This window comes from Pseudomonas sp. SIMBA_041 (assembly GCF_046535095.1).
Classification (GTDB): domain Bacteria; phylum Pseudomonadota; class Gammaproteobacteria; order Pseudomonadales; family Pseudomonadaceae; genus Aquipseudomonas; species Aquipseudomonas mucoides.
In genome coordinates this window covers 1-12,402 of the sequence record NZ_JAWRXJ010000006.1, presented here as the reverse complement: position 1 = coordinate 12,402, position 12,402 = coordinate 1, and the positions used below count along the sequence as shown (strand labels likewise).

13 protein-coding genes and 1 pseudogene are annotated in these 12,402 nt (G+C 57.3%); 12 read left to right on the top strand and 2 right to left on the bottom strand.

What is annotated here, in order from left to right; translation table 11 throughout:
- The first annotated feature begins 3 nt into the window (after nucleotides 1–3).
- Both SB725_RS15380 and SB725_RS15375 read left to right on the top strand, forming a co-directional pair.
- Nucleotides 4–324: a hypothetical protein gene (locus SB725_RS15380; protein ID WP_410922116.1), complete on the top strand. Its 321-nt coding sequence runs from the start codon at nucleotides 4–6 to the stop codon at nucleotides 322–324.
- A gap of 4 nt (nucleotides 325–328) precedes the next feature.
- Nucleotides 329–718 (top strand): antiterminator Q family protein, encoded by a 390-nt coding sequence (locus SB725_RS15375; RefSeq protein ID WP_410922114.1) that lies wholly within the window; start codon nucleotides 329–331, stop codon nucleotides 716–718.
- Nucleotides 719–894: 176 nt separating this feature from the next.
- Here SB725_RS15375 and SB725_RS15370 read toward each other — a convergent pair whose 3' ends face one another.
- Entirely contained in the window at nucleotides 895–2,553 is a 1,659-nt protein-coding gene (locus SB725_RS15370) for an arylsulfatase (RefSeq protein ID WP_410922113.1), read from the bottom strand.
- Nucleotides 2,554–2,885: 332 nt separating this feature from the next.
- On the opposite strand from SB725_RS15370, the gene SB725_RS15365 reads away from it, so the two are divergent.
- From SB725_RS15365 to SB725_RS15345, 5 genes are all read left to right on the top strand, one after another.
- Nucleotides 2,886–3,701 carry a transporter gene (locus SB725_RS15365; RefSeq protein WP_410922112.1) on the top strand — a complete coding sequence of 272 codons (816 nt, stop codon included), beginning with the start codon at nucleotides 2,886–2,888 and terminating at the stop codon, nucleotides 3,699–3,701.
- Nucleotides 3,702–4,082: 381 nt separating this feature from the next.
- On the top strand, nucleotides 4,083–5,534 hold the full coding sequence (locus tag SB725_RS15360) for a DUF1254 domain-containing protein (protein WP_410922427.1): 1,452 nt from the start codon (nucleotides 4,083–4,085) through the stop codon (nucleotides 5,532–5,534).
- Between the two features lie 478 nt (nucleotides 5,535–6,012).
- Complete coding sequence (locus tag SB725_RS15355; RefSeq protein WP_410922111.1) at nucleotides 6,013–6,348, top strand: phage holin, lambda family; 336 nt, start codon at nucleotides 6,013–6,015, stop codon at nucleotides 6,346–6,348.
- A gap of 128 nt (nucleotides 6,349–6,476) precedes the next feature.
- On the top strand, nucleotides 6,477–6,920 hold the full coding sequence (locus tag SB725_RS15350; RefSeq protein WP_410922110.1) for a DUF1737 domain-containing protein: 444 nt from the start codon (nucleotides 6,477–6,479) through the stop codon (nucleotides 6,918–6,920).
- Between the two features lie 49 nt (nucleotides 6,921–6,969).
- Nucleotides 6,970–7,194 (top strand): hypothetical protein, encoded by a 225-nt coding sequence (locus SB725_RS15345; RefSeq protein ID WP_410922109.1) that lies wholly within the window; start codon nucleotides 6,970–6,972, stop codon nucleotides 7,192–7,194.
- Here the strand turns inward: SB725_RS15345 and SB725_RS15340 are convergent.
- Entirely contained in the window at nucleotides 7,183–7,467 is a 285-nt protein-coding gene (locus SB725_RS15340) for a hypothetical protein (RefSeq protein ID WP_410922108.1), read from the bottom strand. The two genes, SB725_RS15345 and SB725_RS15340, sit on opposite strands and share 12 nt — an antisense overlap.
- A 480-nt stretch (nucleotides 7,468–7,947) precedes the next feature.
- On the opposite strand from SB725_RS15340, the gene SB725_RS15335 reads away from it, so the two are divergent.
- From SB725_RS15335 to SB725_RS15315, 5 genes and pseudogenes are all read left to right on the top strand, one after another.
- Nucleotides 7,948–8,505: a terminase small subunit gene (locus tag SB725_RS15335; RefSeq protein WP_410922106.1), complete on the top strand. Its 558-nt coding sequence runs from the start codon at nucleotides 7,948–7,950 to the stop codon at nucleotides 8,503–8,505.
- Nucleotides 8,506–8,509: 4 nt separating this feature from the next.
- Nucleotides 8,510–10,540: a phage terminase large subunit family protein gene (locus SB725_RS15330; protein WP_410922104.1), complete on the top strand. Its 2,031-nt coding sequence runs from the start codon at nucleotides 8,510–8,512 to the stop codon at nucleotides 10,538–10,540.
- A gap of 50 nt (nucleotides 10,541–10,590) precedes the next feature.
- On the top strand, nucleotides 10,591–10,797 hold the full coding sequence (locus tag SB725_RS15325) for a phage head-tail joining protein (protein ID WP_027923826.1): 207 nt from the start codon (nucleotides 10,591–10,593) through the stop codon (nucleotides 10,795–10,797).
- Nucleotides 10,797–12,281 (top strand): phage portal protein, encoded by a 1,485-nt coding sequence (locus SB725_RS15320; RefSeq protein ID WP_410922103.1) that lies wholly within the window; start codon nucleotides 10,797–10,799, stop codon nucleotides 12,279–12,281. Before SB725_RS15325 ends, SB725_RS15320 begins: the two co-directional genes overlap by 1 nt.
- Nucleotides 12,278–12,402, top strand: a pseudogene (locus SB725_RS15315) (Clp protease ClpP); the annotation flags it as partial. The gene SB725_RS15320 and the pseudogene SB725_RS15315, both read left to right, overlap by 4 nt.

The following is a 12,402-nucleotide window of genomic DNA, read 5'->3' as shown; positions in this document are numbered from 1 at the left end:
AACATGAAAAAAGCCCTGGCCCATGGCTTTCGTAAGGCGCAGATCGAGCTGGAGCACTGCTTGACCTGCAAGGGAACAGCCGTGGTGCAAGGGGTGTTTCATGAGTTGGTTTGCATCGATTGCAACGGCTCAGGCTGGGTAATGGCGGGGAGTCGGTTGATGCTTTCTACAGACGAATTGGTGACACAGCTCAGCCTCCGATTGCAGCAGGCTCAGCGCGAAATTGAAGTGTTGCAGCGAGGCTCGTCGATATCTGGCCCTGCCGAGTACAACCAAATGAACAACCGTCGCGGTGCCGGCGGATCAAATTACACAGGGGATTGAAAGCATGATGATTCGTAAGCCGGCAGGCCGACCGTTGGGAGATACTGAGTACCTGTTGGAGCAGTGGGGATGGTGGCGAATGGACGGGGCAGGGATACCCCATTACACCTCACCGACATTTACGCTGATGCGCCAGGCGATGCCGCAAGTGTCGTCGAGCAAGAACTATTGCATCACGGACGAATGGGCCGGAGCTATTGACAGCGCAGTGGCACGGCTCTCACATCGTGATCAACAGATGGGCGATATTATTTGGCTTTACTACGGTGCTAAATGGCCCATGGTCCGGGTTGGCAAGCACTACGGTATAAGCGAGGGGAAAGCGCGGGAACTGGCGAGAGCAGGGGCGGCATGGATCGATTGTGCTGTTGATGTAATACGGCAAGCTGCTTAATCGATCCGGCCAGGTGTTTGCATCGAATTTGACCGAGAAGCTACGAGGCGTTGACCGGCACAGAACGACCCTAAGCAGCCATTGGTGACTGCTAAGGATCTTAAAAATGCCACTACTCGCAAACATCATATTGAAGTGGCGACCTCTGTCGAGGCCGCCCTGTTTCGCCTGCTTGATCAGTTGCCGTTTGGCATCGACAAGTTGATGCCTTCTTTTTTCAGGGCATCCCGTACGTATTGGAATTGCTGGTACTTCGACAGCTCGATCGGCCCGTCATAACCCATGCTTTGCAGTTTGCGTGGCGGGTAATCGACGTAGGTTTTCATCAGCTTCATGATCGCCGCCGTGATCGGCACCATCGTCCAGGTACGCTCGGTAAAGTTGTTCATGAACAGGTCATAGCGCTCTTGCGGGTCTTGCCACAAGTCGAAAACCTGCGGCACGGTGGCGACATACTTTTCAGCGCCTTTCCACCCAAGGTTCGAGTCCACCGCCAGACCACCGGTTTGTGCACCATCATCGCCGCGCAAGTTGAACACGGCCTTGTAGTTCCCGACACGGGCCGCGCCCGGCGACAATTCGTTCTCGGTGAAGTAGAACCACTCCTTGCGCGGAGAAGGGCCACTGGCGGTGAGGACGGGTGTCATGTCGTAGCTGTCGAATATGATCGGCTGACCTTCGCGATCTTTTTCGGGCAGCTTCACGCCGGCAACCGAGGCGAAAGTCGCCATCAAATCCAGGCCTCCGAGTATCTCGTGGTTTTTGGTGTCCGGCTTGATCTTGTCTGGCCAGACGGCAATGGCGGGTACCCGGTTACCGCCCTCACGCACCGTGCCCTTGGTTCCGCGGAACGGGGTGTAGCCGGCATCCGGATAAACATCCTGCCAGGCGCCGTTGTCCGTGGTGTAAACCACCAACGTGTTCTTATCCAGGCCGAGCGCCTTGAGCTTGTCCATGATCCGACCGATGTGGGTGTCGAGTTCGACGACCGAGTCGGCGTACTTGGACTTGGACATGGACTTATGAATGAACTCCGGTGCCGGCATGTTGGGCTGGTGCACTTTCATGAAGTTGATGTTGATGAAAAATGGCTTGTCCGATTTGGCCGCTGTGTCGAGAAACTCCAGAGCGGCTTTTTCGACGTAGTTATCAAAGAACGGAATGCCGACCACACCGGGCTTGCCATCGACGACAGGCGTGTCGACGTACTGGCCGTTGATCTTGAATTCTTCGACCGGTTTTTCACCCGCCTTGCCGGACAACGCGCCCTTGGTCACCCGTTGAAACATAGCTCGGGTTTCCGGGTCCATGTCGGGGAACCACGTCGGGTCAGCGTAGGTGTAGGCATTGAGGTGGTACAGGCCGACGTACTTCATCACGTCATAACCTTGCGCGTTGGGTAGCGCATAGTCGGCTTCGCCCAAATGCCATTTGCCGGTGAAATAGGTGTCATAGCCACCGGTTTTCAATACCGATGCCAACGTCCACTCGGCGGCTGGCAAACCACCGCCCTGGCCCTGGAAGGCCACGGTCGTCATGCCGCTACGGTTGGGGATTCGACCGGTTTGCATGGCCGCGCGGCCAGGTGTGCAGCTTGGCTGGGCATAAAACGAGTAAAAAGTGACCCCTTCTGCCGCCAGTTGATCGATGCTCGGCGTAGGCATTCCCCGACCAATACCACCGCCATAAGGACCGAGGTCGCCATAGCCGGTGTCGTCGGAGACGATAAATAGGATATTGGTTTTTTCCGTTTGGGCGGCGTGGGCAAGCCCATTCAATGACAACAGTGCAGCAAACATGACAGACAGCTTGAAACGATCCGAAAGCTTGTCCATACCAGCAATCCTCGTAGTTTCGTTGTGTTGGCAACCGGGTGATGAGCGCACAACCACATTGACCCTTAGTGCATTGACCACCGAGTAATTAGCCTAGGTACTGCGTACAGAATCATTTCCCACCGACTGCATGACCATGCACAAGTTAAGGCGCAGGGTAGAGTCTAGTGCGGTTTTCCAGTTGAATAGGTAATTAACCGACTGCATCTACTGTTCTTTCTGAACACGGTTCAAAAACCTGATCTACGCTCAACCTGCGCTAGGGCTAACCCTTAGCCTTACATTAGCGATGCAGTTGTCCAATTCTCTCCTCACTGAGAAAGGAGCTGGCAATGAACAAAGGCTTTCAGCTCGCTCGCTTTATTGCCTTCGCGATGGTCTGGTCTGAATCTGGCGTCGCTGCCGATAGCCAGGCAGAACTAGCCAAACAATCCCTAAACCCGGTTGCCGCGCTATACAGTTTGCCGATTCAATATAACTGGAACCAAAAACTCGGCCCCAGCGGTAAGGGGTATCAGAGTGTTACCAACATCCAGCCGGTGCTGCCTTTCAGTCTTAACGAGGAGTGGAATCTGATTTCCCGCACCATCCTGCCCGTCATCGATCAGCATGGTCTGGTGCCCGGCGGGGTTGCCGATAAGTCAGGAGTGGGAGACGTCACTCAAAGCTTCTTTTTTTCACCCAAACAGCCCACCGCTAGTGGCTGGATTTGGGGCGTAGGCCCAGCGATATTGGTGCCCACCGGCAGCGACGAACTTCTGAGCAGCGAGCAATGGGGATTGGGGCCGACGTTCGTGGCACTCAAGCAACATGACGGCTGGACCCGCGGCATTCTGGCCAACCACATCTGGTCGCTGGAAAACAGCCCGCCCGATGACAAGGACAAGGTTAACGCGACTTTCCTGCAACCTTTCTTCAGCTACACCACACACACCTACACCACCTTCGGCATCAACACCGAATCCACCTATGACTGGCAGACCCGAGAATGGTCAGTGCCAATCAACCTTTTCGTCACTCAGTTGTTCAAAGTGGGCCATCAACCCATGACCGTGCAAGCAGGACCACGCTATTGGGCAGATAGTCCGAAAGATGGTGCCGAGGGCTGGGGATTCAGGGTGGCGTTTACATTGTTGTTTCCCAAGTGAGTGCCAAGTTTCGAGGGCGCATGTTAGGCGTCTGCTTTTGGCCGATTTCTGCCCGTCGCGAAGGGCAGTAATCGACCCGTGCGGTCTTTGGCGGGCCTCTAGAGTGATTCTCTGACTATCCGCTTTTTGGCTGCAGATCAGGATTGGCTGTTCTCGAAGCCAAATGGTCCGTAACGGCGACGCGTAAATAGTACGGAACTGAATCTGAGCTGCTCATCTGCGCAAGGGGATGCTGGCTTATTGTGATCTACACTCCCTGAGCGCGTGACTTTGCCACAAGAAGTATTCAAATTATTTCACCGTGGCCATGAACGCCCACGGTGCCAGCTTGCTCAAACTAACGAGGTAGAAATGAACAGGAAGTTTAACCGGGGTTGGACAATGGCTGCGGCACTCGTCGTAGTGGGTTCAACGCTTTTTGCGGGGTGTGCGAGCAAGAACGATCCGATCACGCAGGCAGATAAGGAGGATGAGGCCAAGGGCGTGCCCGCGCCGAGTCTGGAGCAAACCAAGGCGATCGCCGAGGAAGGCTTTATCTACGGCTTGCCGTTGGTTATGAACTACGCCGTGATGAACGAATTCGCGGTGGACTCCAAGTCCAGCCAGTTTAAGGCCCCCTTCAACCAACTGCACAACGATCATCGGGTCGCGACACCGGCTGACACCGCCATCATTACACCCAACAGCGACACGCCGTACTCGATACTCTGGGCCGACCTGCGTGCAGATCCGCTCGTGATTACCGTGCCGGCCGTCTCCAAAAAGCGCTACTACTCGGTGCAACTGATCGACGGCAACACCTACAACTACGGCTACATCGGGAGCCGGGCAACTGCCAGCGCGCCCGGGAGCTACATGATTGCAGGCCCCGACTGGAAGGGAGCGACACCTCCAGGCATCGAGAAGGTGTTCAGCTCCACGACTCCCTTCGCACTGACCCTGATCCGGACCCAATTGTTCAATCCGGCCGACATGCCAAATGTAGAGAAGTTGCAGGCGGGCTACAAGATCCAGTCGCTGTCAGCCTTCCTCCATCAACCTGCGCCGCTCGCTGCGTCGAAGATTGATTTCGTGCCGGCCACCACGGATGGCATCAAGGCCAACTTCTTCGAGTACCTGTCGGCGGCGCTGCAGTATGTGCCAGTATCGGATGACGACAAGGAGATTCGGGCCAGGCTGGCCAGCATCGGCGTAGGCCCTGGGCGGAACTTCGAATTCAAGGACCTCTCGCTCGAGCACAAGGCCGTGGTCCTGCTCGGGATGAAGGCCGGCGACGAGAAGGTCGACAAATTCCTCTCGAGCGGAATGAAGAATATCAATGGCTGGAGTGTTGGCGCGTTCTTCGGCGACCAGGCGTTCTACAAAGGCGACTGGCTGATGCGAGCTGGCGCCGCGAAGGCTGGTCTGTACGGTAATGATGCCGCCGAGGCGATGTACCCCATTACGCGTACCGATGGCAATGGTCAGACGTTGAATACCGGCAAGCACAGCTACACGCTCACCTTCCCCGCCGGCAAATTGCCGCCAGTCAATGCCTTCTGGTCAGTGACCATGTACGACGGCAAAAGCCAACTGCTGATCAAGAATCCGATCAACCGCTACCTGATCAATTCGCCGATGCTGTCGGCCATGAAAAAGAACGCGGATGGTTCACTGACGCTTTACATCCAGAAGGATTCGCCGGGCAAGACCAAGGAGTCCAATTGGTTGCCCGCGCCTGACGACACGGCCTATCTGGTGATGCGCCTCTATTGGCCGAAGGCCACGCCACCTTCGATTCTTCCCGCTGGTGAGGGCAGTTGGCAGCCACCGGCGCTGGTGGTATCGAAGTAGTGCGACTCTTGCGATCCACTGCTGGCACTCGCCGTAGGTCGGTGTAGGCCAGTGCTACCTTTTGGCCAGTAGCAGCCGATCATGAAGGGCTGCTGTTGGCCGATTATCGCCTGTCGTGCAGGCCTGAAATGCGTAGTTATCTTCCCCCAGCGTGGTTGAGGAGTGATGAACAAATTCCATGCATCAGATGGCCAACGCGAATGCAAACGTGTGGTCAAGTTGGGTGCAATTTCGCATTTACTGCGGAAAAGCCTTTTCCGCGCGGAATAGACCTGCTTTTATAGCAGCGTGTGTTGCTGTGAACGCAGCGAGACGCCTTTCAAGAACCCGACCATTGAGTCGGGTTTTTTGTGCCCATTTACAAGCCCTGCCATCGAGCAGGGCTTTTTCGTTTTCGGTTCCGCCACGCCCTTCGCTTCGAGCTGGGAAGTGCTGCTGGAACCGGATCTATTGCGCTCTCCGAAAAGGAGGGATTTGGATGACAAACATGCCCGATAAACCAGACACATGGCTGCTCGTTTTCGCGTGGCTGGGGCAGCATGCACCGACGATCTACGCCGGAGCATTGTCATTCGTGGTCGGTGCTTTGCGCATCATTTACGGCGGCGGCACCCGACGACAGGCGCTGCTTGAAGCGTCGCTTTGCACGCTGATCACCATTGGCTTGATTCCGCTACTGGAGTACTTCGGCTTACCGCAGAACTTCGCCACGGCTGCTGGTGTGTTCATCGGTTTCCTTGGCGTGAAGAAGATTGCCGATCTGGCTGATCGGTTCGCCGACTTCAAGTTTCCTAAATCGGATTCGGCGCCATGAAGCGCTGTTCTTGGGTGCTGCCTCTTGTGCTCCTGCTGGCCTATGCCGCCACGGGCTACATCCATTGTGGTGAGTCGCCTGCATGTCAGCCGCTCACCGCTCAATCATTCAATCGTGAGGTTTAGATAATGGCCTACACCCAATATGGCGCTGTTGTGGCCGACAATGCCGACGACCTGGTGGCCAAGCTGACCGAGTCCATGGCCGATGGCTGGCAGCCTTACGGTAGCCCTGTCTCCATCACTGAAGGTTTTCAAGTGCTTCAGGCTGTGGTGAAGGGATCGAGCAATTTCGGTGGTGCGCCAGGCGATATCACTTCGGACAGCATCACGGACGCCTCGGATGTCGGTAAGGCAGTGCTGGTGAGTGTCGACGCAGCGGCTGCGCGTACCGCTATCGGCAGTGGAACTTCGGACTTTTCGGGTAGCTACAACGACCTGATTGACCAACCAGCCATTCCAGCTGAGGGTGATGCCGCAATGCTACAAGCAGGCACCGACCTCGCGGCACATACCTGGTCAGCCAAGACAATTTTTGACGAGATTGCGCGCCAGCTTGCAGCAATACCTTGATAGCCAGTAGGTGTCGTTTTTGTTTTTAAAAGCTACAGAAGGGGGATTTATGCAAGTACAGGTATTGAACGAAGAATTGGAGGTGCTGTGGGTTAAGACAGAGACCGGCGGTGTGACAAACCTGTCCTTCCGCCGGGATGGAACGATTGAAAAGATCATCGACGCGTTGCAGCGTGCGCTTGATCATGCCCGTGCAGAGCTCAACTGCCCGGTTGATTGCGCCGATGCAGCAGCGCAGAACTCAAAGTCTCTGGAAAGGATGCTAGATCGTTAGCTCTTTGTTGAGGTTGGCCATCACAAACGCATAGGCGTTTGGCGATTTGAAAAAAGAGTGCCAGGCGGGTGGGGCTCTGAAGTAAGTACGATTCCCCGAGCGCCAGATTACGACGACACGCCCCGCGAGATTCGCGCCGGCAGCCGCTAACTGAAACGTCCTCATAAACTCTTCTTGCGCATGGTCTGACTTACTGCCGAATGAAGAGTCCAGCGGGAAAATTATCATGTCTTGCCCGCTCTGACGCACGTGAGCGATCAGGTACTTTGTCATGCCTGTCTCCTTGAGATTGCTACCGTTATTAACCCTCACGCATTTGAGGGCTTGGGTACGCTATCGCTTTGAGATCGATCGCCCGTTGATATGGATAACGTTTTGCGTCGATGCTGGATGCGTCCCTGCAATGTTTGTCTTCACGGTGCAGGCAACGCGTCACTGCGTAGATTTGGGGCGGCGGGGACCCTGGCAACTTCCAAGGAACACGGGGCATAAGACTCGCGCAAACGCGTTAGCGGCAGGGTCTGAAAGTTAGTTGACACAGGTTGACAGGTTGACAGCAAATCCTGATTTCGAGCCGTCAAAGTTTGTACTTATCCCCCCAGCATTTCTCCGCCCAGGTCCGCTACGACTGGTCGTAACGCCTATCTGATCTATTCAGGCGTTCACAATGAAACTCGCGGATAAACGCTTGGGAAGGCTGTCAAGTAAGTTGACAAGGTTACGCGTTACCCGGAAATCAGCAGGTGAGGGTATATGGCTTTTTTAACACGCAAGGAATACGGCGAACTGAAGGGCTGGTCGAGGCAGCACATCAGTAAATTGGTGCAAAATGAAAGGCTGGTTGTGAACGGCGCCGGGTTGATTGACGTGAATGCTAGCGACCAGCTCCTGGCGATGACCAGCGATCCGAGTAAAGCCGGTGTCGCTGCTCGACACGAGCAGCAGCGACTTCAGCGCGACGCTCCCAGCGCGGGCGAAGAAATCGAGGCTGATCAGCTGGGACTGGCGCCGGATTTTCAGAAGGCCCGCGCTATGCGGGAACACTATTTGGCCTTGCAAGAGCAGGCCAACTTTCATACCCAGCAGCGCACACTCGTTGAGCGAAAGGCAGTGGAAAATGCAGCCTATAACGCTGGCCGCCAAGTGCGTGATCAGTTGCTGGGATTGCCTCCGCGCCTGGCCCCGGAAATGGCCGGGATGACCGACCCCTGGCAAATCGAGAGGCTTTTGACTGCGGCCATTCGACAAGCGCTGGAAGACGCCGAACGAGTGTCAAAGGCTGATCTAGAGCACGCCGTCACCCCGAGTTAAATCTATGCCCTCAGAGATCCCGGATGGTGCAGCGGTGTACCGTGAGGCGCATTTCCGTGGGCTACAACCGGACCCAGATCTCTGGATCGATCAGTGGGCCGACGAATACATGCGTATCCCACGCGATGCCGGCGCCGCCGAACCCGGCCAGTACCGTACGGCGCGGACCCCGTATGCCCGCGAACCGATGCGCTGCCTGTCACCGGCGCACCCCTGCAAGCGCGTGGTGACTATGGTCGCCTCGCAGTTGATGAAAACCCAGATCGCCTTGAACTGGATTGGCGGTCTGATACATATGGCACCGTCGAACATTCTCACGCTATTGCCCAGCCTGGGATTGGCCAAACGAGTCTCGTCGCGCATCGGCAAGACCATCAAGGCCACCCCGGTGTTGCGCGAACGGGTGGCGGCGAACCGATCGCGTGATGCACGCAACACCATGGACACCAAAGAGTTCGAAGGTGGTTCGTTGTATGTCACCACCGCCGGTTCTGCAGCGAACCTCTCGGAGTTGTCGGCCCGTTACATCTACGGCGATGAGGTGGATCGCTGGGTGGTGGACGTGGGCGAGGAAGGCGATCCGATTGAGCTGGCTGAAACCCGGGGCAGTACGTTTGGCCGTAACGCCAAATTTTACTTTTCCAGTTCGCCGACGATCAGAGGGGCTTCGCGTATTGCCGATCTGTTCGAGACCAGCGACCAGCGTTTTTACTACGTGCCGTGCCCGACTTGCGGGCACATGCAAGTCCTGGAATGGGAGCGCCTGCATTACTCGGCGAATTACCAACTGGCGCACTACGAGTGCGCCGGGCCCGACTGTGACGTGCTGATAGAAGAACATCACAAGGGCGAGATGTTGACCAAGGGCGAGTGGCGCGCGCATGCCACAGGTGATGGCGAAACCGTCGGCTTCAACCTCAATGCGCTGTACTCGCCTCCCGGCTGGACCGGTTGGGCATCACTGGCCAAGCAGTTCGAGAAGGCCAAAACCGCCATGTCTCGCGGCGATTTGGAACCCATGCAGGTGTTCTACAACACCCGTCTGGCGAAGGTTTGGGACAGTGCCCAGGAGCAAACCAAAGCGGACGTCTTGATGGCGCGGGCACGCCTGGAAAGCTATGGGCTGGGTTCGATGCCGTTTGCTGTGTTGATGCTCACGGCTTCGGTGGATGTCCAAGCCAACCGGCTGGAGTTCATGGTGGTCGGTTGGGGCGCCGGCATGGAGCGTTGGATCATCGACTACCAGGTTATCTGGGGCGATCCGTCCGACGACCGCACCTGGTCGGTGCTCGATGACAAACTCAAGGCGCGTTACCCCCACCCGTGTGGTGTGGAGCTGACGATCCGGGCGGCCGGCATCGACTCCGGTGGTAACCACACCGACGAGGTTTACCAGTTCTGCCGGCTGCGGCGTTGGCGCAACATCTTCGCCGTCAAGGGCGCGAGCAAGCCGGGTCGACCGGTCATTGCGCAGCGGCCATCGATGATGGATGTCACTTGGAAAGGTCAGACCGAACGTAAGGGTGTCGAGCTGTGGTTCGTCGGCACTGACACCGCCAAAGATTGGATCTACAACCGCTATCCAGTGGAGGACGGTCCGGGCGCGCTGCACTTTGCCAACGATCTGCCCGATGACTTTTTTGCCCAGTGTGTCGCCGAGCGCAAGGTCACTCGTTACGTCAAAGGCTACAAAAAAATTGAATGGGTCAAGGGCAAGGCGGAGCGCAACGAAGCCCTCGATTTGATGGTGTATAGCCTGGCGATGGCGCACTACTTGGGCCTGAACCGCTACAAGGAACACGACTGGGAGCGGGTGAGAAATGCGCTGTTTCAGGCGGCGTCACCGGGCGAGAAACCCATCGCGGTCGAACGTGTCCGCGCTCCGGCGACCTCACGACAGCAACCGGCAGATCAGGTACCGACACCGGCTGATCCCGTACCGCTACCGACCAAGCCGGCCGCGGCACCGGTGCTGATTGCACGGCCCCCACAGCGTCGAAGCTCCAGCAGCGGCTACCTCAAAAAACGACGCTGAGTGAAATCGCGTTGCACCCCCCGTTGCCTTTTTACTTTAGAGCGATCCCCATGGCCTTTACCCAACAGCAACTCGATGCGGTCGAGAAGGCAATCGCGCGCGGCGAAAAAATCGTGCGCTATGCGGATCGAAATGTCGAGTACCGCGACATCGACGAACTGCTCAGGGCACGCGACGAAATTCGCAGCTCGCTGATCGCGGCGGCCGGTCCTCGGTCGCGCATCGTGCGGCTTTATCATGGAGGCAAGGGACTGTAATGGCTCGTCACTTTCCCACCTTGGGTCGCAGCGGTTTCCTGCTCCCCTCAAACATCAAAGCCAGTTACGAAGGGGCGGCGGAAGGGCGTCGTTCCGCGAGTTGGGATGCACCCGACGCCGGCTTCAACAGCATTGCGATTCCTGCATTGCGCAACCTGCGCTCACGTTCCCGGGCGGCGGTGCGCAACGACCCGTACGCCTTCAACGTCATCGATAAACGGGTCAGCAATCTGATCGGCACCGGCATCACGCCGCGGCCGAAAACCCAGGACGATAAACTTCGGCACCTGCTGCAGGAACTCTGGGCCGATTGGGCCGAAGAGTCAGATGCCGATGGTCTGACTGACTTCTACGGACAACAGGCACTGATCGCGCGGACCGTGGAAACGGCGGGTGAATGTTTTATCCGCTTGCGTCCGCGCAGCCTCGACGAAGGCTTGGTTGTGCCGTTGCAGCTTCAGGTGCTGGCCCCGGAATTTGTACCGCACGACAAGTTCAAGGCCGCGCGCAACGGCAATGTTATCCGCGCCGGGATCGAGTTCACTCCGGACAGCCGTCGGGTAGCGTATTGGATGTACCGTTCGCATCCCGGAGATGCCTCGTCCTTGAACAGTGGCTACAACCAGCTGGTGCGGGTGCCGGCCAGCCAGGTGCTGCACATTTTTGAACCGGTCGAGCCGGGACAGTTACGCGGCTTGCCACGCTTGTCGCCGGTCCTCAAACGCTTGCGCAGCCTGGACAATTACGACGATGCGGTGCTGTTCCGTCAGGAGGTGGCGAATCTGTTCGCCGGCTTCATCAAAAAGCCATCGCCGGATGACATCCAGACTCCAGTGGACCCGGTGACCGGTGCGCCGTTGAACCTTGCCTCGGATGGATTCACGCCCATGGTCGCCCTGGAGCCCGGGACGATGCAGGAGCTGTTACCGGGCGAGGAGGTTGAGTTTTCCACGCCACCGGACGCGGGTAACAACTACGCGGACTTCATGCGTCAGCAACTGATGGCCGCGGCCGCCGGTGCCGGGATGCCCTACGAAATTCTCACGGGCGACATGCGCGGGGTGAATGACCGCGCACTGCGCGTGGTACTCACTGAGTTCCGGCGTCGCCTGGAGCAACTGCAATTTGGTGTGTATGTGCACCAGTTGTGTCGCCCGGTGCGGGCCGCTTGGATGGACATGGCGGTGCTCAGTGGCGCCGTGCTGTTGCCGGACTATGCCCAGCGCCGACGTGAGTACCTGCGCACGCGCTGGGTGCCACAGGGCTGGGCCTATATCCATCCGGTTCAGGATGTTCAGTCCCGCACGATGGAAGTCAACGCCGGCTTCGCCTCGCGCAGCGAGATGGTCTTGCGCACCGGTTATGACGCCGAAACGGTGGACGAAGAAAACGCCGCCGATGCCGAGCGGGCTCGGGGCAAAGGTCTTAATTACAGCACGCTCGTCGAACTGCTTCAGGCGCTCGACGACCAGGAGCAAACATGAGCAAAAAAGCGACTCCGCGCATTTACAACAGGGCCGGCCAACAGGTGCCAGTGCAGGACAAAAGCTGGTACGCCGTGCACGCCAGCGGCGAAGCCACCGAGCGCGTGATCGAAGTCTTTGT

Coding starts and splice junctions, on each gene's coding strand:
- SB725_RS15380 (WP_410922116.1), top strand. CDS start 4: ATGAAAAAAGCCCTGGCCCATGGCTTTCGTAAGGCGCAGATCGAGCTG.
- SB725_RS15375 (WP_410922114.1), top strand. CDS start 329: ATGATGATTCGTAAGCCGGCAGGCCGACCGTTGGGAGATACTGAGTAC.
- SB725_RS15370 (WP_410922113.1), bottom strand. CDS start 2,553: ATGGACAAGCTTTCGGATCGTTTCAAGCTGTCTGTCATGTTTGCTGCA.
- SB725_RS15365 (WP_410922112.1), top strand. CDS start 2,886: ATGAACAAAGGCTTTCAGCTCGCTCGCTTTATTGCCTTCGCGATGGTC.
- SB725_RS15360 (WP_410922427.1), top strand. CDS start 4,083: ATGGCTGCGGCACTCGTCGTAGTGGGTTCAACGCTTTTTGCGGGGTGT.
- SB725_RS15355 (WP_410922111.1), top strand. CDS start 6,013: ATGACAAACATGCCCGATAAACCAGACACATGGCTGCTCGTTTTCGCG.
- SB725_RS15350 (WP_410922110.1), top strand. CDS start 6,477: ATGGCCTACACCCAATATGGCGCTGTTGTGGCCGACAATGCCGACGAC.
- SB725_RS15345 (WP_410922109.1), top strand. CDS start 6,970: ATGCAAGTACAGGTATTGAACGAAGAATTGGAGGTGCTGTGGGTTAAG.
- SB725_RS15340 (WP_410922108.1), bottom strand. CDS start 7,467: ATGACAAAGTACCTGATCGCTCACGTGCGTCAGAGCGGGCAAGACATG.
- SB725_RS15335 (WP_410922106.1), top strand. CDS start 7,948: ATGGCTTTTTTAACACGCAAGGAATACGGCGAACTGAAGGGCTGGTCG.
- SB725_RS15330 (WP_410922104.1), top strand. CDS start 8,510: ATGCCCTCAGAGATCCCGGATGGTGCAGCGGTGTACCGTGAGGCGCAT.
- SB725_RS15325 (WP_027923826.1), top strand. CDS start 10,591: ATGGCCTTTACCCAACAGCAACTCGATGCGGTCGAGAAGGCAATCGCG.
- SB725_RS15320 (WP_410922103.1), top strand. CDS start 10,797: ATGGCTCGTCACTTTCCCACCTTGGGTCGCAGCGGTTTCCTGCTCCCC.